At 69.3% G+C, this 25,263-nt stretch carries 14 protein-coding genes and 1 pseudogene; 7 read left to right on the top strand and 8 right to left on the bottom strand.

Annotated features, from left to right (window positions below):
* Window positions 1-285: 285 nt before the first annotated feature.
* The 3 genes from OHS82_RS01440 to OHS82_RS01430 all read right to left on the bottom strand — a co-directional run bounded on the left by OHS82_RS01440 (window position 286) and on the right by OHS82_RS01430 (window position 4,934).
* Complete coding sequence (locus OHS82_RS01440; protein WP_242432997.1) at window positions 286-1,026, bottom strand: ISAs1 family transposase; 741 nt, start codon at window positions 1,024-1,026, stop codon at window positions 286-288.
* Window positions 1,027-1,542: 516 nt separating this feature from the next.
* The gene (locus OHS82_RS01435; RefSeq protein WP_057575132.1) at window positions 1,543-1,800 is read right to left on the bottom strand and encodes a hypothetical protein; all 258 of its coding nucleotides are present in this window, start codon (window positions 1,798-1,800) and stop codon (window positions 1,543-1,545) included.
* A gap of 113 nt (window positions 1,801-1,913) precedes the next feature.
* Window positions 1,914-4,934 (bottom strand): AfsR/SARP family transcriptional regulator, encoded by a 3,021-nt coding sequence (locus OHS82_RS01430; protein ID WP_328433059.1) that lies wholly within the window; start codon window positions 4,932-4,934, stop codon window positions 1,914-1,916.
* A 380-nt stretch (window positions 4,935-5,314) separates the two neighbouring features.
* Here OHS82_RS01430 and OHS82_RS01425 point away from each other — a divergent pair, with 380 nt between their 5' ends.
* Window positions 5,315-5,812: a transposase gene (locus OHS82_RS01425; protein ID WP_328433058.1), complete on the top strand. Its 498-nt coding sequence runs from the start codon at window positions 5,315-5,317 to the stop codon at window positions 5,810-5,812.
* A 127-nt stretch (window positions 5,813-5,939) separates the two neighbouring features.
* Here the strand turns inward: OHS82_RS01425 and OHS82_RS01420 are convergent, their stop codons facing one another.
* The 5 genes and pseudogenes from OHS82_RS01420 to OHS82_RS01400 form a co-directional block, all read right to left on the bottom strand.
* Entirely contained in the window at window positions 5,940-6,467 is a 528-nt protein-coding gene (locus OHS82_RS01420; protein ID WP_328433057.1) for a hypothetical protein, read from the bottom strand.
* 183 nt (window positions 6,468-6,650) lie between these two features.
* Complete coding sequence (locus OHS82_RS01415; RefSeq protein WP_328433056.1) at window positions 6,651-7,088, bottom strand: glutaredoxin domain-containing protein; 438 nt, start codon at window positions 7,086-7,088, stop codon at window positions 6,651-6,653.
* A gap of 52 nt (window positions 7,089-7,140) precedes the next feature.
* A protein-coding gene (locus tag OHS82_RS01410) for an IS5 family transposase (RefSeq protein WP_443061826.1) occupies window positions 7,141-8,000 on the bottom strand; the annotation gives its coding sequence in 2 pieces (ribosomal slippage) (window positions 7,141-7,634 and window positions 7,634-8,000; 861 coding nt in all).
* A 44-nt stretch (window positions 8,001-8,044) separates the two neighbouring features.
* Window positions 8,045-8,377, bottom strand: a complete 333-nt coding sequence (locus OHS82_RS01405) for a hypothetical protein (protein ID WP_328433054.1) — start codon at window positions 8,375-8,377, stop codon at window positions 8,045-8,047.
* A 61-nt stretch (window positions 8,378-8,438) separates the two neighbouring features.
* Window positions 8,439-8,828, bottom strand: a pseudogene (locus tag OHS82_RS01400) (winged helix-turn-helix domain-containing protein); the annotation flags it as partial.
* 601 nt (window positions 8,829-9,429) lie between these two features.
* Here OHS82_RS01400 and OHS82_RS01395 point away from each other — a divergent pair.
* From OHS82_RS01395 to OHS82_RS01370, 6 genes are all read left to right on the top strand, one after another.
* Complete coding sequence (locus tag OHS82_RS01395; protein ID WP_328433052.1) at window positions 9,430-10,713, top strand: glycosyltransferase; 1,284 nt, start codon at window positions 9,430-9,432, stop codon at window positions 10,711-10,713.
* Between the two features lie 13 nt (window positions 10,714-10,726).
* Window positions 10,727-11,704 carry a UDP-glucuronic acid decarboxylase family protein gene (locus OHS82_RS01390; RefSeq protein ID WP_328433051.1) on the top strand — a complete coding sequence of 326 codons (978 nt, stop codon included), beginning with the start codon at window positions 10,727-10,729 and terminating at the stop codon, window positions 11,702-11,704.
* 330 nt (window positions 11,705-12,034) lie between these two features.
* Window positions 12,035-13,768: an ABC transporter ATP-binding protein gene (locus tag OHS82_RS01385; RefSeq protein WP_328433050.1), complete on the top strand. Its 1,734-nt coding sequence runs from the start codon at window positions 12,035-12,037 to the stop codon at window positions 13,766-13,768.
* A gap of 155 nt (window positions 13,769-13,923) precedes the next feature.
* Complete coding sequence (locus OHS82_RS01380; RefSeq protein ID WP_328433049.1) at window positions 13,924-16,176, top strand: MMPL family transporter; 2,253 nt, start codon at window positions 13,924-13,926, stop codon at window positions 16,174-16,176.
* 163 nt (window positions 16,177-16,339) lie between these two features.
* Window positions 16,340-17,566 (top strand): SDR family oxidoreductase, encoded by a 1,227-nt coding sequence (locus OHS82_RS01375; protein ID WP_328433048.1) that lies wholly within the window; start codon window positions 16,340-16,342, stop codon window positions 17,564-17,566.
* 68 nt (window positions 17,567-17,634) lie between these two features.
* Window positions 17,635-25,155, top strand: coding sequence for an SDR family NAD(P)-dependent oxidoreductase (locus OHS82_RS01370; RefSeq protein ID WP_328433047.1), 7,521 nt, complete (start codon window positions 17,635-17,637; stop codon window positions 25,153-25,155).
* Window positions 25,156-25,263: the final 108 nt, after the last annotated feature.

Genomic DNA, 25,263 nt, shown 5'->3' with positions numbered 1-25,263 from the left:
GGTCCCGGAATGCGGAGCTACTTCGAGCTGCCGGCGGTCCGGACGGCCGGCTGTTGTGACTCTCACCGCTTTCCCTCTGGTGAAGAACACCCGGTCGATCCTGTGACTGCGCCGGTTCTGTGTCCCCGCGGCGGTCTCGCGCTCACCGTCGGCCGTGGCGCACAGGGCTTGATCAAGTTCCGTGAGTGTCTGGGTTGTTGGTGATGCCCAGGGTGGCGAGTGCCCGTTCGGGTTCGTGGCGAATGGCGCGGGTGGTCTTGGCGATGTTGTCGGCTCCGAGGATCTTCAGGGTGCCGATGGCGAGGTTCGGATGGTGGCCATGGCGCGGGGTGCAGTGCCGGTGTGAATGGTCGAGGCGTCCTCAGCGAACGTGACATCTCGGATGTAGTGGGAAGAATTTTCGATTCCCCAATGCCCGCGAATGGCGGCGGCGAGGTCGATGGGGCGGGTTTGATGGGCGGCGAGGCTGGTGACCGCGTAGACGTTCTCGCGGGGTTCGGGCCGGCCGGTGGGCTTGCGGCGGCGGTGGACCCGGATGGCGAGGTGGGCGTGGGGGAAGGCGATGCCGCCGAGGTTGTCGGCGATAGCGCAGGTTTTGATCGAGCGGGACTCGCGGCGGCCGTGGGCAGTGGCGGAGGCGGTGTGCTGGACCCCTTGATCGAGGTCGAGGGCAGGGCGGCGAGTTGGGCGCAGGCGGTGGGCTGGTTGGTCTTGATGACGGCGATGTAGTGGGCCTTCTTCGTCTCGGCCAGCCAGGTGATGTTGGCCTTCACCGAGTGGAGGGCATCGAAGGTGACGACGGTGTCGGCGAGGTCGAGCGGTGCCAGCAGGGGTTTGAAGTGGCGCACTTCGTTGGTCTTCGCACCGACTTCGACCTGGGCAATCGGTGGCGACGCGGTCGTGGGTGACCGCCGAGAGCAGGTGACGGCGTACCCCGAGGGATGCCAGCAGCGAGTTCGTGGCCCGCTCGCCGAACTCGGCGAGTTCATCGATGCTCTTCGCACCGCAGACGGCGCGCAAGCACACATCAGCAAGATCGCCGTCAGCGAGTACCACCGGCCCCGGCGTGAGCGCGGATCCGGAACCGATTCGAGGTAGGGGCCCAGGTCAGCGATCCGGTCCGCATCCAGCGGCCCCAGCTTCTCCAGCAAGGCAGGGATAGGGGAAGCTGCAACAGCAGCCACGGGACGTCCTCGTGATCATCTGGCTTCGACACCATAATGATCACGAATCCCCGTGCCTGCTCTGCCATCCGCCCCTACCGGCCTGATCGTCAACCCTCCACGCAAGCACGGAACTTGACGGAGCCTGCGTGGCGCAGACGTCCTGCAGGACGCGGTGCGGACCACTGTCGGCACGGCGTCCTGCGCGGGTCTCCCTCCGGCAGCGAGACCGGAAGGAGGACGCGCGGACCCTGCAGCCGGCCGGACCACGCCTCGCACCCTGCTCGTCCGGGAACGAGGCGCGCGAGAGGCGGAGGCCCGGACGCCGCGCGCCGAGCTGTGCTGCTGACTCGCAACAGGGAGCTGCACTCACGACCCGTCACGACCCGGTGCTGTTCCATCTCTCGCGGTTGTCCCCGAAGTGGTTGTCCCCGGACAGGTTGTCCCCGAGCGCGTTGCCCCCCGGCTGGGTGTCCTCGGACTGGTTGCCCTCGGCCTGGGACGCCGGACACGCAGACATGCCACGAGGGCTGCCCTGCGCCACCCCGACCAGTCCCAGCACCGCCACAAGTCCGAGGCCGGCCGCGGCCAGACCCAGCCCGCGGTGATCGATGCGTCCGCGCATGTACTTGCTCATCAGTCGTTCCCCTTCGCACAGCACAGGCACGTGCGGCCTGCCGTCGATCCGATGGTGGCTAGCGGCGATCAACAACCGATCACCACGTGAGCACCGCGAGAGAAGTGCGGCTCTCATCCGCCCTGCGTCCCGTGGCGATCGCGGGCCGGGCGGACGCCCCCTGCAGAGCGTCGCAGGCGGTCGTCATGCCCTTGCCCCTTCAGCGGGCGACGGCGAGCCCCGGCTGCCGGGGCCGCCAGCTCGTCGATCAGCGACGCGACCGTGTCGGCGTCAGGCAGTCCCAGCCTCAGGTAGAGGTCCCGTGCCCCTTCCAGGACGGCACGGGCGTCGCCCGACCGGCCCTGATCCATGTACACCCGACCGGCCACGACCAGCGCGTTGGCCTGATCGCGTTGGTCACCGAACTCCTCGCACCCCAGCAGGGCCCGCTGCGCCTGCTCCGCCGCCTGCACGGGACGACCGAGCAGTCGCAGGGCGTCGGCGAGCCGGAACCGCGCCTGGGCCTCACGTCGGCGCAGGCCGATGGCGACACAGAGATCCAGGCAGGCGGTCAGATCGGCGGCCGCCGCCTCATACCGTTCCAGCTCGTGGTGCGCGAGGCCGAGAACATAGCGGGCGAATGCCTCCCCCGCCTCGTCACGGAAGGTCGTCAGCAGGGCAAGGACGTCCTGGCAGATCCGCACCGCTTCGTCCGCCTGGCCGGAGCGGATGCGCGCGAGGGCGACATTGACCGTGCTGACGACCTCTCCCGAACGGTGCCCGAGCTCCCGGGCGATGGCTATGGCCTCTTCGTAGTACTCGATGCTCTCCTCGTGGCGGAGCGCCAGCGCACAGGCCAGGCCCAGGTCGTTGAGCGCCTGGCGCAGGATGAAGGCATCGCCCGTCTCACGGCAGGCCTGCACCGCCAGCAGAGCTTCGCCCCTTGCCTCCACGAGTCGGGACTGGCTCAACGCAATGTGGCCGCAGAGGAACCGGGCCCGGCCCTCCACCTTGCGGTCTCCTGCCCTGGCGGCCGCCTCCGCCAGGGCTCGCACTGTGTTCACGGACAGCTTCATCCGGATGTCCGCGGTGAACGGGCTCAGCGCGATGAGCAGGTCGACGACCTGGCCGACGACGGGCGCCCCGTTCGTGCAATGGCTCTCCTGCGGCCCGTCGTCCGCAACGACCCGGGTGATCCGCTCCGCCAACGCATAGACGTTCTCGCCCTCGCTCGCCGCCCAGGCACGTGACTCGGCCGCGCTGCTCAGGGACAGACCGCAGGACTGGGCGGACCGCAGGGCACCGCGCATGGGGTCTCCGGGAACCGCCTGTTGAAACGCGGAGCAAGCTGTGGCCAGGAGATGGTCCAGGAGACGATCGACGGCCTCTGCCGTGGCGAGCGGATCAGCCTCGGCCTTGCGCCGGGCGAAGACGCGCAGCAGATCGTGGTGGCCGTAGCGGCCCGCGCCGGGTGATTCCAGCATGGCCACGTCGACCAGGGACTCCAGCATGTCCTCCGCCTCGAAGACGGGCACGCCCAGCAGAGCGGCGGCCCATGCCAGGGGCACCGCCGGGCCGTCGACGGCGGCGATCAGCCGGAAAGCGTGGGCTTGTTCCGGGGTGAGCTGCTTGTAGCCCAGCTCGAAAGTCGCCTCGACGGCGAGGTCGCCGACGCGCAGCTCATCGATGCGCCGTTGCTCGTCGGCCAGACGGTCGCTCAGGCTTCGGATGGTCCATCTGGGCCGGGCTGCCAGCCGGGAGGCGACGATCCGCACCGCCAGTGGCAGGAATCCACAGGCGTCGGCCAGAGCGAGGGCCTCGTCCCGCTCGGCGGCCACCCGGTCCTCACCGATCACCCGGCCGAGAAGTTCGATGGCCTCGGAGGGGCGGAAGCCCTCCAGGTCGGACTGCAACGCGGCGGGCAACCCGGGTAACCGGCGCCGGGCGGTCACCAGGACGACGCAGCCCGCCGAGCCTGGCAGCAGCGGGCGCACCTGGGCAGCGTCCTTCGCGTCGTCGAGCACGATGAGCAACCGGCGTCCGTCGACAGCCGACCGGAACAGCGCGCCCCGGGCCTCCATGTCGTCGGGCAGGCTTTGGGGGGCGATGCCCAAGGCGGTGAGGAAGCCGGCCAGCACCGTCCCCGGGTCTGCCGGCATGCTGTCACTGCCTCGCAGGTCGGCGAAGAGCTGTCCGTCCGGGAAGGAGGCTCGCGCTCGGTGTGCGACGTGGAGTGCCAACGTCGTCTTTCCCACGCCGCCCATGCCGACGACGCTCACCATCGCGAGAGCCTGACGGCGGGGATCCGTCAGAGCCGAGCACAGGTCCGCAGCAAGGGATGTCCTCCCGGTGAAATCGACCGCGTCGGGCGGGAGTTGTGCCGGCTGGGGCAGCGCCGGAGCGGCTGACTGCTGTTCCCGGGCGCGGCTCGGGGCCGGGGCGGGCTGCGCGACCCCGGGCGGTTCGAGGGCGGCGGCACTCGGCACGAGGGTGGGATCGCCGTCGAGGACGCGTCGGTGCAGATCCTGCAGTTCGGCGGTGGGCTCGACGCCGAGTTCGTTGATCAACGTCTGCCGCGCGGATCGGAACACGGCCAGCGCTTTCGCCTGTCTCCCTGTTTGGTACAAGGCGCGCATCAACAGGCCGTAGGAGCGCTCCCGGAAAGGGTCCTGTGCAGTGATGCTCGTGAGCTCCGGCACGCAGCGAGCCGCCTTGCCGAGTTCCAGGTCGAGGGATATGCGCTCCTCGAGCAGGATCAGTCGCAGTTCGCTGAACCGCTGACGGTGATACTCCGCGCACGGGCCGGGCACACCGGCCAGCGGGTCCCCCTCCCAGAGCGCCAGCGCGTCGTTCAGCAGGTCGCGTGCTTCCTCCGACCGGCCCGCCACGCCGGCCTGTTCAGCCTGCGCTGCCAGCTTCTCGGCCCGGAGCGCGTCCACCGAGTCCGCCGGCAGGATCAGACGGTAGCCGTCGCCGTGGGAGACCAGAACGCTGGGCGCGGCCCGGTCGCTCTCCAGTGCTTTGCGCAAGCGCCAGGCGAACGTGCGCAGCGTGCTCAGGGCCGTGGTGGGCGCCTTGGCCCCCCAGATGCCGTGGATGAGGTCCGCGGCCCCGACCGGCCGACCCGGACGCATGAGCAGGAGAACGGCGAGCATGGCCTGCTGCCTCGGTCCGCCCAAGGGGAGATCGCTCGATCCCAGGCGCCCTCGCATCGGCCCGAGCACTACGAATTGCAGATCAGTCAAGTGGCTTTCCTGTCTTGGCCTGACATGCAGGGAAAGGCGGCAGCTTCGACGTCCCCCGGGCTGCTCACGGCTCACCAGTCAGCTTGGTTTTTCAACACGCCACCGACCCTTGCGGGGCCGATCCGGTGTGCCTTCAGTGTGTTGTTGAGGTGTGGCAGTGCGGCAGTGCACCGAACGGCATTTTAGATGCCGCATCGCCGAGCGTGACCGACCGGACTGCCCCTTACGCCGGGTGGGCCGCCCTCGCCCCCGTTCGGGGCCGAAGCCCCTGACCTTCGTGGTGCGTCACAGTGGATCAAGCCCGGGGCCAGTTCGTCCCCTCCCGTCCAGTCCCGGGCGTCCGGTCCGTACCTCCTGCTGCCTTCTTCCGCCGCTGGCGCGAGCACGGGCTGATCACCGAGTTCCATGACCGGCTGCGCGGTCGGGTGCGTGAGCGCGAGGGCCGTGATGCCGGGCCCACGGCCGGAATCATCGACGCGCAGTCGGTACGGGCCGCCGCGACCGTGCCGGCCGCCTCACGCGGCTATGACGGCGGGAAGAAGGTGCCGGGCCGAAAGAGGCACATCGTGACCGGCTGCCTCGGTCTGCTCCTGGTCGTCGCGGTCACCGCCGCGAACATCGGCGACCGGGACGCCGCCGTGGGCCTGCTGACCCGGCTGCGCCGCCTGCACCGCGACATCACCCTCGTCTGGGCCGACGGCGGCTACACCGGCGACCTTGTCGACTGGTGCCGGCAGAAACTCGCCTTCACCCTGCAGATCGTCAAGCGCACCGACGACATCAAGTGATTCGTGGTGCTGCCCAGGCGCTGGGTGGCAGAGCGCACATTCGCATGGCTGATGAACTCCCGCCGCCTGGCGAGGGATTACGAAACTCTGCCCGCTACCAGCGAAGCGATGAGCCGATGGTCGATGATCACGCGGATGGGCCGGCGTCTGGCAAGGCCACGGACCGCCGGACAGCGCTGAATGTCCCTGACGACTCCTGCACCAGCCCCCCGCGCTCCGCCAGACGCCTGGCCTTCGAGCGCAGCCCCTCGACCTTCGCCGGCGTTGTCTCCAAGCCCAGCTTTACCGCGATCTCCCTGGCCTTCAGCGGCCCTCTGCCCGCTGATCGCCCCTCCTCCAGCACACCCAGAAGCCGCTGATAGTCCGGCGCCAGCACCGTCACCGGCAACCCGTCCCGCCAGGACGGCACCGTCGAGCCCGGCACGGGAGAGGACACGTGTTCCCGCTCCGCCCCGGCCCCGGTCACGGCAGTGGACTCAGCCGCAGAGACAGCCAGGGCCTCGACCAGCTCCTCCCACGCGATCACCCGCCAGTCCAGCTCGATCTCCGCGGCCTCCAACACCTCAGTCAGCCGCGCGACTTCCTCCCGCAGCCCTTCCACCCGGACCCGGGCAGCCGCCTCCCGCTCCTCCAACATTCCCAGCACCGACGCCACCGCGCACCCTCGACCATCAAGCGGACACAAGACGTCGCATGCTTCCCTCACTCCGAGCGAAACCATGCCTGACCAGCAGGAATCACACGATCCAGTTCGGTTGAGATACGGCTTCTGAGCTTGTCTTTTAACCTCTGTCCGCTTGTGTCTGCGGGTGCCTCTCCCGTAGGGCGCGGTTTCTGATCACGCGGAAGGGGAGAGCTGTTCGCGCACCCACTCGGGATCGGGGTTGGTGTGTGGCTGGCCCGCCACCACGACGGTCGGCACGGTCTCGTTGCCGTCGTTGGCTGCCCTCACCGTTGCGGCTCCTGCCGGGTCGCGCCAGATGTTGACCCAGTGCAACTGGCGGGCTCTGCGGCCAAGCCGGACGCGCAGTCGTATGCAGTACTTGCAGCCCGGTCGCCAGAAGACGACCGGTCGGCCGTCGACCGCGCTGCGGCGTTGTGCCTCCAGCGCGCCGATCGACCTTGGGAAGATCAGGGGCGAGTTGACGCCGGCGAGCGCGAGGAACGCCAGCAGGAGTGCTGCGGCTGTGCCGGGGCTCCCCTTGAAGATCTGCCCAGTCGCGACGACTGAGCCGCTGAGCACAAGCAGCATCGGCAGGATCCAAGCGCGCATCATGGTGATGCAGGCTATCGATGAGTCGAGCCGCACCTCGAACTAGGGTCCGTCTTCAAACGGATCTTGCCCAGAGCAGGAATGACGCGGGACTGACCGCTGCCTCGTAGGAGGTGGCGGTCTTGTCGTATCTGGTGGCGATGCCGCGGAAGCCTTTGAGCCGGTTGAAGCAGCGTTCGATGATGTTGCGTCGGCGGTCGATCTGCCGGTCGAACGCCGGTGGCCGGCCGCCGTGGCGGCCGCGGCTGTGGCGGTGTCGCTGCTGGTCGCTCTTCTCCGGGATGGTGCACGCGATACCGCGTCGTCGCAGGTACGTGCGGAAGCCGCGGGAGCTGTAGGCCTTGTCCGCGACGACCTGGTCGGGTCTGCTGCGGGGTCGTCCAAGGCCGGTGCGAGGGACCCGGATGCATTCCAGGAGGGGACGTGCGCAGATGCTGTCGTGGCGTTGGCCGGGTGTCAGCAAAAGCGCGAGCGGGCGTCCCTTGCCGTCGCAGGCGAGATGGATTTTGGTGGTCAAGCCTCTTCGGGATCGGCCGAGGGCGTGATCGTCCGGTTCGTCCGGCCGGTGGATCCCCCATTTCGGCCGGTGGCGGCGGCGTGCTGGTGGGCGCGGACGATGGTGGAGCCGATCTGGACGAGCCAGTCGATGTCGCCGGCCGCGTCCGCGCGGGCCTGCATCTGCTCGAGAGCTCGGGTGAACACGCCGTCCAGGGCGTAGCGGCGGAAGCGGGTGCAGACGGTCCGCCAGGGGCCGTAGCGTTCCGGCAGGTCACGCCAGGAGATCCCGGTCCGGATCTTGTAGGCCATCCCGTTGACGACCTGCCGGTCTTCCACCCGCGGCCGGCCCGTCGCGGCCCGCGGTATCAGCGGAGCGAGCAACTCCCACTCCTGATCGGTGAGTTCATGACGACGTATCACCCCGCCATGATCCATCATCCGATGATCTTTGAAGACGGACCCTAGTCACCCATGAACCACAAGTAGCTGCCCGGCGTCGCCACACAGGCGTCGAGAAGCTCGGCAAGGTCGAGCAGAGCCGCTGTCTGCTGGTCGTCAGTACACCTCTGTGTCAGGGCGGTGACTTCCTGGCGGGCGACTTGGGCTTCCTGTTCGTTGAACAGCGTGTCGCCGTACGGATCCACCCAGCCGAGCTTGCCCGAGTCATGCCGGTCGAGCGCGTTCAGCACTCTCGCCAACGCTTCACCGTGCTCGTAAGAGCTCCGCAGCAAGGTGTCCCGGGACAACCCCTTTCGCGTCGGTCGCCCAGAGTGCAGTTCCAGCTCAATCCCCATGACCCCTCCTACGGCCTCGGACACCGAAGCTTCGCAGAGATCATTTGTCAGACACGACCTAGCCGTGGCGGTGCAGGAGCCGCCACACTCCCGCGATCGAGCAACTGACCTTGAACTGGCGGCCGATCAGCGTTCTGACGCGTTCCAGTGTCCACCGCTGGTCTTCCCAGCCATGCGCGGCCGGCCCTTTGGCCAGCTCCTCTTCCAGCAGGGCGAACCGTTCGGCCGACAGCTTCGGCAGTTTCGCGCGTCCTTTCGACTTCAGACCCTCCATGCCGCCTTCACGCCAGGCCCGGCGCCATTGCTCCACCGGACGCTCGCTCACCCGCAGGTCCGCGGCGATGACCGAAGTCCTGTCACCTCGTGCGAACCTCTGCCCGGCCTCCAGCCGGATCCCTTCACGCGCAGCCCGCCGCTCAGCGGTCAGGCCCCCACCATCCGCGTACTGCATAACACCGGCATACCGCAGGGATCACCCAACGTCACCACCCGAAGGCAAGCCGAAAAGGTCGGTAACTCACCGACACGGCACGGGAGTTGATCGCCGACCAGGGCTACGACCCGGTGTACGGGGTCCGGTTCCCGCGAGGTCGGTGGCGACCTTTTCCAGCGCGGGTCGCGAACCCATACGCGTCATTCGGCCGGTTGACCGTCTTGACGGTGAGGTTCAGGTACTTCTTCCCTCAGCTCAACAGCTGTCCGCCGTAGGCGGAGTCCGCCCAGGCGATGGTGGTCTCCGGGTGCATCGGCCGCAGCCTGAACGGCACTTCCGTCGCCGCATCGCGGTCGGTGATGCTCGCCCGGGGGCCTTGACGAACAGCGGCAGGCCCTTGGTCTCCACGACCAGGTGCCGCTTTCTGCCGTCATCTTCTTCGCCGCGTCGTAGCCGCAGCTGTCGTGCTTTCACTCGGTCCAGTGAATTCGACCTTCGCTTTTCCTCCCGCCCTATCCGTTGGGGCCGCGAGCGGTGCTCGAAGGTCGCGGGCCAGGCCGTAGCCTGAAACGGGCCGTGTTGTCCGGGCAGAGTCTGCCGGTTCAGAGAAAGCGAATTGATGTCGAAAAAAATTACCATCGTTTCGGTAGGGCTTCGCGGAGACATTCAGCCGCTTGCGGCGCTAGGTGTGGCCCTGAAAGGCCGAGGTTTCGACGTGCAGATGATCGGAGCCGCCCGTTATGCGGATACGGTCCTCGGCACCGGAGTCGAATACAGCGCTGTGCAACCGGACCCCGAGTCGCTGCTCGTCACGCCTGACGGGCAGCGACTGCTGGAATGCGGGGACAACCCCGTGGCGTTCGCTCGCTGGATGCGGCACATCGGCGGGCCCGCTGCGGACCAGCTGTTCCAGGAAATCTCCACGGTCGCGCGACCGAGTGACTGCGTCATCTACTCACCCTTTGCGGTGCCTGCGGAAAGCCTCGCGGAGTGTTGGGGTGCCAGCTCTTTCATGGCCTCGTTCGTGCCGGTCCGCCCCACCCGCTTCTTCTCTCCGAGCGGCCTCGGCCGTTCCCTGGGACCGGTGGGGAATGTGTGGGGTGCCAGGCTCGCCGAGCAGGCGATCTGGCAGGTGTTCCGCAAACGCGTCAACGCGTGGCGTACGGAAACCCTGCACCTCCCCCCGTGGCCCTTGCGAGGTCCGTTCGGTCAATGGCGCCGGCAACTGCGGCCCACGCTGTACTGCTATAGCCCTTCGGTGCTGCCGGCGCCCCCTGACTGGCCGCAGAGCGAACACGTCACGGGGTACTGGTTGTTCGACACGCCTTCTGGCTGGGAGCCTCCTCAGGACCTGGCGGCGTTCCTTGAAGTCCAGGGCCCACCAGTCGTCTACGTCGGATTCGGCAGCATGATCACCGACGACCTCCGGCGTCGCCACCAGCTGGTGCGTAGTGCCCTTCGCGCGGCGGGTGTGCGGGGTGTCCTGCTCGGGAACCCCGACGTGACACCCTCCGACGACCTCGTCCACGTTGTCCCCGGCGTTCCGCACGCCTGGCTCTTTCCCCGGATGGCCGCGGTCGTTCACCACGGAGGAGCCAGCACCGTCGGCGCCGGCCTGACCGCAGGGATTCCCACAGTCACATGCCCCCACTTCTTCGACCAGCCGTTCTGGGGGTCCCTCGTCCACACCCTGAGCGTGGGACCTCGCCCGGTCCCGGCTCCTGACCTGACCGCCCAGAACCTGGCGGAAGCCATCAACCACGCTGTGAACGACCAGGACATGCGCCGCCGGGCCGAACAGCTCGGTCACCGCCTGCGAGCCGAGTCCGGTATCGAGTCGGCCTGCGACATCGTGGAACGCTCCCTCGACCGGGCCCCGAGCCCGGTCTCGCTGACCAGCTGACGAGGACGAACCAGTGAACAATTCCGGAACCGTCGTCGTGGCCGGCGGGGCGGGCTTCCTCGGCTCCCACCTGTGCCGCCGCCTCCTCGCCGACGGGCACGGGGTCGTGTGCGTGGACAACATGAGCACCGGCAGACTGAGCAACGTCGAGGACCTGACTGCAAGCCGCGATTTCCGGTTGATCCATGGGGACGTGGTCGAACCCATCGACCTTCACGGCGATGTCGAAGCGGTGTGCCATCTGGCGTCCCCCGCCTCCCCGCAGGCGTACCTCGCCCATCCCGTGGAAACGCTTCTTGCGGGATCGGCCGGCACGCGTCATTCGCTCGAACTCGCTCGGAAGAAACAGGCGTGTTACCTCCTGGCCTCGACGAGCGAGGTGTACGGCGACCCGCAGATCCACCCGCAGCCGGAACACTACTGGGGACACGTGAACCCGATCGGGCCACGCAGTGTGTACGACGAGGCCAAGCGCTTCGCGGAAGCCCTCACCACCGCCTACCTTCACACCCATGGCGTGGACACGAAAATCGCACGCATCTTCAACACCTACGGTCCGGGCATGAGGGCCGACGACGGCCGGATCGTCTCCACGTTCATTCGGCAGGCCATGGAAGGTGAACCCATCACCGTCCACGGAGACGGCCGTCAGACCCGGTCCCTGTGCTACGTGGAGGACACCGTGGAGGGATTGGTCCGCCTGCTCCGCTCCCCCCACCACGGTCCGGTGAACATCGGGAACCCACGGGAACTGAGCGTGCGGCGCATCGCCGAGATGATCCGGGAGGTGACCGGGTCCCGATCCTCGATCGTCTCGCTGCCCAGGATGGTCGACGACCCCCAAGTCCGGTGCCCCGACATCGGACTCGCCTTCGACATCCTCGGCTGGGCGCCTTCCACCACACTGGAGCAGGGACTGAGAATCACTGCTGACCACCTGGCCAGGGAACCCGCACCGCAGTTGGCGGCCGCCGCGACGTCTCAGTCGTAAGACCCCACGCATGTGCGCAAACCGCGCGGGTCGCGGCGCTCACCCGAACAGGTGGCGTATTGAGCCGTCCGAGTGAACGGCGTCGGAACGCGTCGGTCGGCTGCTGAAGACTTCCGGTGATCTTCTTCTTCCCTTCGGGCACGATCCCTGAGAAACCCGGTCCTCCCGAGCCACCGCTCCAATGCTGGACGCCTACGCGCAGTCCGTCAGGTACACGCCCGAACACGTCGACCAGCCGCTGTAGCCGAGGAGGAGGGCACCGCCCGTGACGATCGCCTACCGGTTCGCCCGAGACCGACCGGGGCGGGGAAGCGCCGGCCGGTTCCGTCGATGAGTGCTCGTAGCACGCCGAGCAGCCTGCGCGAAGCCACGCGGATCCTGAGCCCGGTAGGCCTCGCGCGAGGCAGCCGCGCCTCGCTGGCCCTCGCCGCCGCGCTCGCCTGGTGCTCGACCGGGATCTTCCTGGCCCTGCCCTGGGCGCTCAGCGGCACGGGGGCTGCGCTCGTCCGCAGTGAACCGGTCGTCGGCCCCGTTGCCGCACTAACCGCGCTGACACTGGCCGCGTACGCCGCCCAGACCGGCTGCGGCCGACTGCTGGCCCGGGCCGGGGAACGCGTCGTACTGGACCTGCGCGGGCGGCTCACCCACCACATGCTGCGCCTGCCGCTCCACAACGTCCGCACGAGGGGGGCAGGCGCCCTCAGCGCACAGGTCATTTACGACACGGCACAGGTGCGTGCGGCAATGGAGTCCGGTCTGGTCCACCTTCCAGCGGCGGCGTTCGGGGTCCTCGCCATCCTCACGGCCATGACGCGCCTGGACCCGCAGCTCGCTCTCGTGACCGTCGGCTCGTTCACCCTGGTCGGCGGACCACTGGCTGGTGTGCTGGTCCGCACCCGGCGCGTGGCAGCCGCCCAGTTCCAAGCGCTGGGCCGTCTGAACCAGCGCCTCCTCAATTGTCTGCAGACGCTGGTGACCATCAAAACCTACGGTTACGAGACCGCGTCCGCGGCAACCCTGGAGCGCGCCGCAGCGGACTACGGCGCCATGTCGACCTCGGCCACTCGGTTGCAGGCGGTCGTGGGCCCACTCGTCGGGCTGGCCCAGCATCTGGCGCTGACGCTGGTCACGGTGACCGCTGCGCACCGAGTCGGCACCGGAACCCTCTCCCTGGAGGCATCCAGCACGTTCTTCTTCCTCCTGCTCTGCCTCACCTCTCCCGTGACCGTCATCGCACTGGGCGCGGGGCAGTTGCGTACCGGGCAGGCCGCCCGCCTCCGGCTTGCGGCCTTGCTCGCCTCCCCAGTCGAGGCAGACGCGCCGTCTCCACCCGGACCCGCGCGCCGGCCTCCCGCCCCGACCGGCGGGGCGGTGACCTTCCACGACGTCACCTTCGCCCATCCCGACTCCGCTCCGGTACTCAGGAACCTGTCCTTCACCGTCCCGGCCACCGGTTTGACGCTCCTCGTCGGCCCGTCGGGTGCGGGCAAATCCACAGCGCTCGAATTGATCACCCGCCTACTGCACACCGAGCACGGGAAGATCCACGTCCTAGGGCAGGAGGTCGGCTCATGGCGACTCTCACAGCTACGCCGTCACGTCACCTACGTCGAGCAGAATGCCCCTGTGTGCGAGGGCACCATCAGGGACAACCTGCACATCGGATGCGGCCCGCATACAGACGATGACGTGCTGTGGAGCACGCTCGACGCGGTCGGGCTGGCCGAGACCGTCGAACGACTCCCGGAAGGACTCGGCACTGTGCTGGGCGGCGGCCGTGCGCTGTCCGGTGGGCAGTGCCAACGGCTGTCGCTGGCACGCGCCCTGCTCACCGACGCCGATCTTCTCGTGCTGGACGAGCCGACCTCGCAGGTGGACATCGCCGGCGAACAGCACGTGTTCCAGATCCTGAGCCGCTTGGCCGCCACGCGGCCGGTACTTATGGCCACCCACCGTCCTCACTCGGTGCCGGGAGCGACCCACGTCATCACCATCGCGCCTCCAGCACCCGTCCAGGCCAATCGACGCCGCTCCGCACAATCACGTGAGCCGACCTCGTCGTGACCTTGAACAGCCGGCCGCTGCTTCTCGCCGGTGGAGTGGGACCGGGCACCGTACTCAAGGGCCGTATCCCTTACGTCGGTCAGGCGTTGGAAAGGGTCGGAGCCGTCGACCGTGTGCCGACAACCCCCTGGCCTGCAAGAGGAGTGGTTCAGTCAATGGCCGACAAAAGAACCGAGAAGGGAACGGATGCGCTCGACGCAGTCGCACGGTGGTCGTTCCGGCACTGCCGACTGGTACTCGGCTCGGCGGCCTGCCTGTTCGTGCTCTGCGCCCTCGTGGCGAGCATGGACACCCAGTGGTCCAATGGCGGCGTCATCGCCGACGGCACGGCCGCGCAACGAGCCGAGGGGGCTACTAAGCGTTTCGGGGCGGGCACGCCGGATCTGGTCCTATACGCCCGCTCCGGCCGGCCCGTCGACTCACGCGAGGTGGCGGAGCAGGGCCGCCTGCTGACTGAGCTGGCCGCCCGGTCTCCGGGGGTCGCGTCCGCATTGTCGTACTGGAACACCGGGGCGGATCCACTCCGTTCCACAGACGGCCGGGGCGCGCTGCTGCGTATCGATCTCAAGGGGGGCGAGTCCGAGACTGCCCGAACCGCGCGAACCCTGGTACCGGTCCTGCGGGCCGCCGCTCCCGGACTCGAACTGTCGGTGAGTGGTCCCGCCTGGATCAACGTGTCCGCTACCGACCAGGCGGAGCGCGATCTGTTGCATTCGGAACTGTTCACCCTGCCGGCAGCATTCCTTGTCCTGGCGCTGGCTTTCGGTTCGCTGAGCGCGACGCTCGTACCTCTGGGGATTGGTCTGATCGCGGCATCGGGGGCGCTGGCTCTGCTGGCGGTGGTGACCCGCCTGATGCCGGTCTCGGTCTTCGCCGTCAACCTCAGCTGCGCTCTCGGCTTCGGCCTGGCCGTCGACTACGCGCTGTTCACCCTCTCCCGGTACCGGGAGGAACGTGCCCGGGGTCTGGACTCGGAGGCAGCCATCGGGCAGTCGATGTCCACCACCGGTCGTGCCGTGACCTTCTGTGCCCTGACGATGGCATGGTGCATGGCGTCGCTCCTCGTCTTCCCACTGGGGTTGATCCGCTCGCTGGCGATCGCCTCGCTCGTCGTCGTGGGGTTCTGCACGATGGGCACACTGCTCCTGGTTCCCGCCCTGGTGGCAGCCCTGAGCGGCCGACTCGACGGCACAAAACTGTCCTTCCGTCTGCCCTGGCGCCCCCGTGCCACCCATCTGTCCGGCAGTCCCTTCTGGCGGCACGTCGCGGTCGCAGTGACCAGGCGGCCCTTGCTGTGGGCGCTGGCCGGGTCCGGTGTGCTGCTGGGGCTGGTGCTGCCCGTTATCGGACTGCGGCCCGCCCTGATGGATGAGTCCATCCTGCCTCCTCACGCCGAAGCCCGGACCGCTGCGGAAGCCATCCGCATGGACTTCGCCCACTCGCCCGACCGGCAGTTGACGGTGGTGCTGCCACGGACGAACCCAGTGACCGAGGCGACCCAGCTGGACTCCTACGCCCGGCACCTGGCGGCGTTGCCCGGCGCGGCTCGGGTGAGCACGGAGGCTGGTGACTATGCCGATGGGCGGCTCACCGCTACACGGCACATCGACACGGGCGGGGGCGGGCGGCGCGCGACACTGGTCGTGGTGTTCGCGGAGGACCCCGCCCAGTCGCCGCGCACCGCTGCTCTGGTCGAGGCGGTGCGTGCCACCGCCCCACCAGGACCGGCGCAGGTCGCCGGTGCCGCCGTGCATCTCGCCGACACGAGGCAGGCTGTGACGGGAGCCCTCGGCTGGTGGTCGGCGCTGATGCTCAGCGGTGTGTTCGTCATGCTCTTGATCTTCACCCGAAGCCTGCTGGTCGCGGTGAAAGCCGCGGTCCTGGGCGGCCTCAGCATCGGGGCGGCGGTGGGGCTGATGGTGCTGCTGTTCCAGCGGATGCATGTCCTGGGGCCCCCGGCCGGCGGAGGCGAGAGCACGCTGGAGATCACTATGCCGTTGCTGGCAGCCGCCCTGGCATTCGGTCTCTGCGTGGACTACGAAGTCTTCCTCGTCTCGCGCATGGCAGAGGAGTGGCGACGTACACGGCAGAACACCGGCTCCATCGTGTTCGGTATCGAGCACACCGGCCGGTTGTTCACCGCCGCTGCCCTGGTGGTCGCCGTGAGTATGGGTGCACTGATGCTGGCTCAGATCAGTCTCCTGGTCGTCTTGGGTGCGACGATCGCCGCGATCGTCCTCCTCGACGCCAGCATCGTGCGAGGCTTGCTCGTCCCAGCAGTGATGCAGTTGGCGGGCCAGGCGAATTGGTGGGCACCGGCCTTGCGTCGGCGAACGGCGCCCGCACATCGTCCCGTCATGACCGAAACCGGAGGACAACCAAGCGCTGGCGACTCGAAGACGATGTAGGCCCCGAGCGCCGCCGCGGCGTTCGCGTGGACGTCTCGTACGTGCGTGGTGCGCGTCTGCGGACAGACCTTCGGCGGCTCATCGGGAAAAGCATTCACCCATACGTGTTCGACTGATTACGCTGCGTTTTGGTTTTGTGGGACAGGTGGGTCATTGTGGCGGCGTGACTGTTCTGATCACTGGTGCATCAGGGTTTGTGGGTTCTCGTCTTGCGTACGCGCTTCTCGTGGAACGGGGGGAGCGGGTGGTGTGTCTGGTGCGGGGGAGTCTGGCTTCCGCGTATCGGCGCGTGAGGGAGACAGTCGGCGCGCACGGCGACCTCTCGCCGCAGGAACGCCGCCGGCTGCTGTGTGTGAGCGGTGATGTGACCCGGAAGTGGCTGGGCATGTCGGCGGCGGAGCACACCCGTCTGGCCGGCGAGGTCACCGCGGTGTGGCACTGCGCGGGTGACATCGCGCTGGCGGGGGAGCGGGAGCGGCTGTTCCGGGTGAATACGCACGGCACGGCGAATGTGCTGCAGTTCGCGGAGCTGACCTCTCCGCACTGCCGGGTGGTGCACGTCAGCACGATGGCCGTCGCCGGCGGCCGGCGCGACGGCATCGTGCTGGAGGATGACCTGAGTGACGCCTACGGCTTCGAGACGCATTACGACGCCTCGAAGTATGAGGCCGAACAGCTGGTGCGGGGCTGGGCGCAGCGCATGCGACGGCCGGTCGTGGTGCTGCGGCCCAGCATCGTCGCCAGCGACGCCTTAGCCCCGGGGGTTGCGGCGGGTCATCCGGTGGCGGTGTTTGGGCAGATGATCGACGTGGTGGCGCGCGATGGCGCAACGGGCATCCCCGCTCCGGCGCAACGGACGCATTCCCTCCAGCTGCGGCTGCGAGTGTCACCGGAGGCGACGTTCAACATCGTCCCTGACCAGTACGCCACCCAGGCCATGCTCCGCATCGGCCAGGACGCCCTCCTAGAGGGTCCAGGCGCGCGTACCTTCCACGTCGTGCATGGGAAGCCCACGCCGATCAGAGACATCATCGGCGTCATCGAGGCGCAACATCCACTCCTGCGCGTGGAGTGCGTCGACGACCTGCTCGATCCGACGCCAGCGGAGTCCTTCATCGCTGAGCACCTGACCGGGTTCTTCGCCTACTGCTGGCACCGGCGTACCTACGACCGCACCCACGCTCTGGCCGCCACCCCGGGACTGCCCGAGCCCGTTCCCGTCGATGTCCCGTACCTGCGGCGTGCGCTGGGCTTCCAGGACGCAACTTTGGCCACCACCTCCTGCGACGCCGGTGCCTGGGCAGCCCCTTGCGCGCCCGAGAATTCCCAGGCTGCCAGCCCTGAGTCGAGCGCAGGGTGCCGCCCCCTGCTCTCGAAGAGCCCTAGGTAGGGCTCTTTCGCTCGCACCCGCTCATCTCCTCCCTGTCCGCCTGATCACACATGCCCGGAGCGCTCTCTATGTCCTTCCGTGAGTCCCTGCTGCCCGATGACGCGATCGCCGTGGTCGGCACTGCCTGCCGTCTGCCCGGCGGCATCAACGATCTGGACGATCTGTGGGCGGTTCTCACAGCCGGGCGCGACATGGTCACCGAGGTGCCCGCCGACCGGTTCGCTGCCGCTGACTTCGTCGACCCCGACCGGCGCCGGCCAGGCCACTCCTACACCGCAGCCGGTGGCTTCCTGGACGATGTGGCGGGCTTCGACGGGTCCTTCTTCACCGGTATCTCTGCGCGGGAGGCGTCGCGGATGGACCCGCAGCAGCGGTTGCTGCTGGAGATGGCGGTGGAGATGCTCGATGACGCCGGCGTGGACGCGGCCGGCCTGGAGGGGTCGGACACAGCCGTGTTCGTCGGCTGCTCCAGCCGCGACTACGGCGAGCTGCAGGCCGCCGGGGCGGACACAAGTAACCCCTACACCATGTCGGGGATGGCCGGGGCGATCGTCGCCAACCGGCTCTCGCACTACTTCGACTGGCACGGCCAGAGCGTTGCGGTCGACACCGCCTGCTCCTCGGCGCTGACGGCCCTGCACCAGGCGTGCGAGCACCTGCGGGCGGGCCGGTCGCGCGCGGTGGTGGCCGGAGGTGTCAATGTGCTCCTCAGCCCGCAGCTGTTCGCCGGGTTCTCCAGTGCGTCGATGCTCTCGCCCACCGGACGGTGCCGGCCGTTCTCGGCCCAAGCCGACGGTTTCGTACGGGCCGAGGGCGGCGGACTGGTCCTGCTCAAGCGTCTGGCCGACGCACGCGGGGACGGCGACCGCATCCACGGGGTGATCGTAGCCAGCGGCGCGAACAACGACGGCCGCACCCCTGGCCTCGCCCTGCCGAGCAGTACCGCCCAGCAGGCCCTGCTACGCGACGTCTACGAGAGGGCTGGGCTTGTTCCCGACGACGTCGCCTATCTGGAGGCCCATGGCACAGGCACACAGGCCGGGGATCCGCTGGAGGCACAGGCCATCGGCCGTGCGCTGGGCCGGGGGCGCAACCGGGGCGCGCTGCCGATCGGGTCGATCAAGAGCAACCTGGGCCACATGGAGGCCGCCTCCGGCATGGGCGGGCTGTTCAAGGCAATGCTGGTGCTGCGCCACCGGCAGGTGCCGGCGACCCTGCACGCGGAGGACCTCAGCCAGCAAATCGACTTCGACGAGCTTAACGTGCGGCCCGTCACCTGCCTGGAGCCCCTCGAGCACCCCGGGGTGGCGTTGGCGGGGGTGAACTCCTTCGGGTTCGGCGGCGCCAACGCCCACCTGGTGTTGGCCGACCCCGAACCTGTCGGTGCCCCCCGCAACCGCGGTGACGTCTCCCGGGGTTCCCGGGACCGCACCTGTGAGCCCCACAGCGATTCCTACGCTGGCCGGTTGCCGGTCGTGGTCTCCGCCCGAACCCCTCAGGCGCTCACCGCGAGCGCCGAACGTATGGCTCAGCACCTGCAGTTCACCGCCGATGACGACTTCTACGATGTCGCCTACACCTCCACCGTGCGCCGGGGTCGTCACGAGCATGCCGCGGCTGTGCTGGCCGCCGACCCACAGGAGGCAGCCGACGCTCTGCTGGCCCTGGCCGAAGGACTGGTCGACGGCCCCGGCGTAAAGGTCACCGTTCCAGAGCGCCCCGGAGGCCTGGCGTTCGTGTTCAGCGGGAACGGCTCGCAGTGGGCCGGCATGGGCGCCGATCTCCTGCGCCACGAGCCGCTCTTCGCCGCAGCAGTGAGCGCCGTGGACGCCGAACTTCACCCTGCTCTGGGCTGGTCGGTGACCCGAGCGCTTCAGGAGGGATCCACCGGCCTGGAACGCACTGAGGTGGCCCAGCCGCTGCTGTTCGCCGTGCAGGTCGGCCTCGTGGCCCTTCTGCGCCAACACGGCGTGGAACCCGATGCTGTCGTCGGGCACAGCGTGGGGGAGATCGCGGCCGGGTATGCGGCCGGCTGCCTTGATCTGGCCCAGGCCTGCCACGTGGTGGCCGTCCGCAGCCGCGCACAGGGCGCCACGGCCGGCAGCGGCCGGATGGCCGCGGTCGGGCTGGGGGCCAAAGAGGCCCAGAAGGAGCTGGCCGCATTCGGCGGGCTCCTGGAGCTGGCCGGCACCAACACTACCCGCGACGTCACCATCGCCGGCGACGCGGCCGCACTGTCAGAGCTGGGCCGTCAGATGGAGCTGCGCGGGGTGTTCTTCCGCGAACTGGACCTCGACTACGCCTTCCACTCCCGGCACATGGACTCCGTCCAGCAGCAGATCCTCCACCCGTTGCGCTCCCTGCGCCCCCGCCCGGGCAGGTTGCCCCTGGCGTCCACGGTCACCGGGAGCGTCATGGGCGGCGAACAGCTGGATGCCGAGTACTGGTGGCGCAACGTGCGCGAACCGGTCGCCTTCGCCGACGCCGTCACCGCGCTCACCGATAACGGCTGCACCCAGTTCCTCGAAGTCGGCCCCCACCCGGTGCTCTCCACCTACCTGCGCCGCCTCCTGCCAACCCTGTCGGCTCACGCCACCCTGCGCCGTGACAGCGACGGGCCGCTCTCCGTGCGGCGCGCCGCAGCCTCTCTCATCGCCGTCGGCGTCCGTCCCGGCAACCGCTGCCTCCCCCACCCGGGCCGGGTGGTGTCCCTGCCCGCCTACCCCTGGGAGCGGGAGCGGCAGTGGAACGGCTCGCCCGACTGGTGGGCGCACATCCCCCAGGACAAAACCCTCATCCATCCGCTGCTGGGCCGGCGGGCGGCGGTGGCCGAACCGGCCTGGCACCAGCAGCTCAGCACGGCCAGGCTGCCATGGCTGGCCGACCACCAGGTGGACGGAACCATGGTGATGCCCGCCACCGCGTACCTGGAGATGGCCCTGGCCGCAGGCCGCCAGGCTCTGGCCGCACCGTGCGAAGTGAGCGGCCTGGACATCGTCCGTCCCCTGGCGCTGCCCCGCAGCGACAACCCCTCGCTCCTGGTCCTGCAGACGTCAGTGTCGGCCGAGGACGGCATCGTCCTGATCGCCTCCCGCACCGACGCCGCCGGCGAGTGGACCCTGCACGCCCGGGCCTGCGTGCGCCGCCTGATCCACCCGGCCCCCCAGACGCACAGCCCCGCAGCCGCCCGCCCCACCGGCAACAACCCAGGCCTCGACCCGGACGGTGCGCTCCGCATCGACGCCGCGGTGCACTACACCCACACAGCCCGGGCCGGCCTGGAATACGGTCCGGCCTTCCAGGTCCTGACCGACCTCAGCGTCAACCCGACGTCCGTCCGCGCCCGCTACCAGCTCCCCGAGGCCGCCGCTCGCCACTGGCAGGACTTCCAGGCCCACCCCGTGATCATGGACGGAGCTCTGCAGGCAGCCGCCCCGCTGCTGGCCCAGGCCGCCGCAGGGGGCATGTTCCTCCCCACGGCAGTGGAGAGCCTGCGCGTGTGGCAGCAACCGACCGCCCAGGGTGAGATCCTCGTGTCCCTGCAGCACGTGGTGGGTGCCGACGCCGTCGTCGACGTCACCGTGCTCAACCAGGACGGCACCACGGCCGCAACCATGACCGGCTGCCGCCTGCACGCTGTCGCCCCCAGCCGCCCCCTGCAGGAACTCACCCCCACCCTGCGCGCCGCACCACAGGTTGCCACCCTTACGGAAACCGACGGCGCCGTGCCGCTCCCCAGCCCCGCCAGCACTGTCACGGCCACAGCCGCAGCCCGGGCAGCGATCGAAGCAGAACTGGCCGACGACTACCGGCACTTCGCCCCTCGGGCGAAGAACGCCGCCGCGCACTGGGGCGCCGCCGCCTTCCGCCGCCTCCTGCCCGACGCCACCGACTTCGGCCTGGACGAACTGCTGCACGCCGGCCTGCGCCCCCATTACGCCCCCTACGTGGCGTTGATGGCAGACCTCGCCGCCAAGGCGGGGCTCCTGCACCCCGACACCTCCCAGGCAGACGGTCCGCGCTGGCAGTTCACCGGCTCTCCCGCCGACCCCTTCACCCACATGCGGCAGTTCGCCCAGCAACACCCGAACTGGATCACCGCGATCGCCGTCTTCAACCGCTGCGGCGCGCACCTGGCCGACATTCTCACCGGCCGCACCGACCCCCGCCAACTGCTCTTCGGCGAAGCCGACCGCCACCTGGTCGAAGCGTTCTACTCCGACACCCCCCAACTGCGTATCCATACCCAGTTCGCCCGCATCCTGCTCCAGCACGCCCTGCAGGACTGGCCGACCCACCGGCCACTGCGCATTCTGGAAGTAGGGGCCGGAACCGGCAGTTTGACCGCGGCCCTGCTGCCCGCCCTGCCGCACCAGCTCACCCGCTACACCTACACCGACCTCACGGCCGCGTTCTTCCCGCGCGCCCAAGCCCGCTTCATCCGGCACGACAACCTCGACTACCGAAGCCTCGACCTCAACCAGGACCCCACAGACCAGGGCTTCGCCCCGGGCAGCTTCGACCTGGTCGTCGCCGCGAACGTCCTGCACGCCACCGCCGACCTGAACGCCACCCTCACCCGCCTGTCCGGCCTCCTCGCCGACGGCGGGCAGCTGCTGGCGGTGGAGAGCCACGACGAGGACATCCTCGGCCCCTGCTTCGGACTGCTGCCCGAATACTGGTCCAACACCGACACTCACCTGCGCTCCAGCCCCCTGCTGCCCCGCGAGAAGTGGGCGCCGCTGCTCGCCGGGTGCGGCTTCGACCAGATCACCATCACCGGCAGCACCGACGAAGAAGCGGCTGGCGACTACTCCGTCCTTCTCGCCCGCCGCTCACCCGCCCACCCCAACAGCCCCGAAACCCGCCCGGCCGGTCACGCCCAGCCGGCCGCGACCGGCACCGCGGACAGCACCAGTTCCTGGCTGGTCATCGCCCCCACCGGTGACCGGGACCTGGCCGCCGCCCTCACCCGTACGCTCCCCGCAGCCGACCTGCTCCTCGTGGAGCCCGACGTGGACACCTGGTCCCTGTCCCTGGACGCGGCAGCCGCCAGCCGCATCGTCGTCCTGTCCACCACCACCGACACCGGCCGCTCGGCCGCACAGACAGTGACCCGCATGGCGGGCCTGCTGAAAACCGCGGCCTCCGCCGCCACTGCCTCCGGGCACAGCGAACCGCACCTGTGGCTGGTCACCGCCCCCACCGGCCTGCACGGCACCCCAGAAGGGCCCGCCGACCCGCACGCGGCCGCACTGTGGGGCATCGGGCGGGTCATGGCGAACGAACACCCCACCCTGACCGTGCGCCGCCTCAGCCTGCACACCTCATCCGACACCGCCTCCGATGCCGCCCGCATCGCCGCCGAAGTGCTGCATCCCAGCACCGAGGACGAAATCGCCCTGAACCGTCACGGACGCTTCACCCCGCGCCTGCACCCCCTCAACCCGCCCACCCACCCAGCCTCCGACGGCGAGGGCTACCGCATCGAACTGCGCCGCCCCGGCCGCGCACACCAGCTCGCCTGGATCGCCGACGACCCCGGACGGCCCGGACGCGGCGAGGTCCTGGTCCAGGTGCGGGCCGCGGCGCTGAACTACCGCGACGTCATGCTCGCCGAGGGCATGCTGCCGCCCGGTGCCGAACCGGCCACCGAAACCGGCCCCCGCCTCGGCCTGGAATGCGCCGGCACCATCACCGCCATCGGCCCCGGCGTCACCACCCTGGCGGTAGGCGACCGTGTCTTCGCCTTCGGCCATGGCACCCTCGCCTCCCACGTCCGAGTCCGTACCGAACAGGCCGGACACATCCCCCCCGGCATGACCTACGAGCAGGCCGCCACCCTGCCCGCCGTCTACCTCACCGTCCAGCACAGCCTCGAGACCCTCGCCCACCTCCAAGAGGGCGACACCCTCCTGGTCCACGGCGGCGCCGGCGGCATCGGCCTGGCCGCCCTGAACTACGCCCGGCACGTCGGCGCCCGCGTGATCGCCACCGCAGGCAGCCCCGCCAAACGCGACCTGCTGCGCACCCTCGGAGCCACTCACGTACTCAACTCCCGCGACCTGTCCTTCGCCGCACAGGTACGAGAAGCAACCGGCGGCCGCGGCGTCGACGTCGTCCTCAATTCCCTGGCCGGCGAAGCCATCGCCCGCAGCCTGGACTGCCTCACGCCCGGCGGGAGGTTCATCGAACTCGGCAAGCGCGACATCTACGCCAACGCGCCCCTGCTGCTGCGCCCCTTCCGCAACAACCTCGCCTACTTCGGCGTCGACATCACCCGCCTGATCGCCGACACCCCCGAACAGGCAGCAGACGCCTTCCGCACCGTCACCTCGCGCGTCAAGGACGGCACCTACCGACCGCTGTTCCACCAGAGCTACCCCGCCCCCCGCATCACCGACGCCGTCACCGCCCTGCGGCACTCCCGCCACCTCGGCAAGGTCGTCATTACGTTCAACCCCAGCATGCCCGTCGCCGTCGAAGAACCCGACAACCCGCCCGTCCTCGACGCCCAGGCCACCTACCTGATCACCGGAGGGCTCAGCGGGCTGGGCGCCGCCACCGCCCGCCACCTCGCCGCCCGCGGCGCCCGCCACCTCGCGCTCGTCTCACGCCGCGGCGCGACCGCCCCCGAAGCAGCCAGCCTCCTCGCGGATCTGCACCGCCTCGGCGTCGACGCCCACGCCCACGCCCTGGACATCACCAACGCCGCAGCCGTGGAAGAGCTCCTGGAGAAGGCCGACCGTCAGGGGCACCCGGTGCGCGGCGTCGTCCACGCCGCGATGCACCTGGACGACGCCCCCCTACAGGACCTCGACGCCGAACGGTTCACCGCAGTCCTTGAACCCAAAATGCGCGGCGCGGAAATCCTCGATCGGCTCACCCGCGACGGGCAGACGGACTTCTTCATCGTCTACTCCTCCGTCGCCGCGCTGATCGGCAACATGTACCAAGCCCCCTACGCGGCCGCCAACCTCCATCTGGAAGCACTGATGCGCGCCCGCCGCGACCACGGCCACCCCGGAATGGCTCTGGCATGGGGCGGCATCTCCGAGACCGGCTACGTCATGCGCCACCGGCTCGCCGACACCATCGCCCGCTCCGGCATCGGCCTCATCACCCCCGCCACCGCCCTCGACGCGCTCGACCGCCACCTGCACCGCACCACCTGCCAGACCGTCATCGGCGTAATGGACTGGGAGCGCCTCACCCACCTCCTACCCGCAGTGACCGCCCCCCGCTTCACCGCGCAGATGACCGGCAGCAGCGACCGCTCCAGCCGCGTCCGCGCTCAAGACCTGCGCCAGCAGCTGAAGGCGGCGGACAACGACGAGGCCCGACTGAATCTGATCATCTCCACCCTGACCGAGGTGGCAGCCCACGTCCTACAGACCAGCCCCGACCGCATCAACCCCAGCGCCAACCTCACCGACCTCGGCCTGGACTCCCTCATGGGGGCCGAGCTGAAAGTCCTCATGGAGCAGACCTTCGCCTGCGAGCTACCCCTGATGGAACTGATGGCAGCCGGCACTATCAACGGCCTAGCCCAGCGGCTCCACCTCATCCTCAGCCCCGCCCCCCACTGAACCCACGCGCTCAGGGGCCCTCACACGAAGTCCCGCCCGAAGGCCCCTGACCGCCAGAACACGTGCGCACCAAGGACCTCAAGGGCGGCGTGCGGTTAATCGGCACCG

Origin of the sequence: Streptomyces sp. NBC_00425, assembly GCF_036030735.1 — a bacterium.
GTDB lineage: Bacteria > Actinomycetota > Actinomycetes > Streptomycetales > Streptomycetaceae > Streptomyces.
The sequence above is the reverse complement of the archived record's forward strand: the minus strand, read 5'-3'. Positions and strand labels throughout refer to the sequence as shown.

Excerpts from the sequence above, each read along its gene's own strand:
- OHS82_RS01395 (WP_328433052.1), top strand. The coding sequence starts at position 9,430 with ATGTCGAAAAAAATTACCATCGTTTCGGTAGGGCTTCGCGGAGACATT.
- OHS82_RS01405 (WP_328433054.1), bottom strand. The coding sequence starts at position 8,377 with ATGGGGATTGAGCTGGAACTGCACTCTGGGCGACCGACGCGAAAGGGG.
- OHS82_RS01430 (WP_328433059.1), bottom strand. The coding sequence starts at position 4,934 with ATGCTCGCCGTTCTCCTGCTCATGCGTCCGGGTCGGCCGGTCGGGGCC.
- OHS82_RS01435 (WP_057575132.1), bottom strand. The coding sequence starts at position 1,800 with ATGAGCAAGTACATGCGCGGACGCATCGATCACCGCGGGCTGGGTCTG.
- OHS82_RS01380 (WP_328433049.1), top strand. The coding sequence starts at position 13,924 with ATGGCCGACAAAAGAACCGAGAAGGGAACGGATGCGCTCGACGCAGTC.
- OHS82_RS01385 (WP_328433050.1), top strand. The coding sequence starts at position 12,035 with ATGAGTGCTCGTAGCACGCCGAGCAGCCTGCGCGAAGCCACGCGGATC.
- OHS82_RS01415 (WP_328433056.1), bottom strand. The coding sequence starts at position 7,088 with ATGATGCGCGCTTGGATCCTGCCGATGCTGCTTGTGCTCAGCGGCTCA.
- OHS82_RS01370 (WP_328433047.1), top strand. The coding sequence starts at position 17,635 with ATGTCCTTCCGTGAGTCCCTGCTGCCCGATGACGCGATCGCCGTGGTC.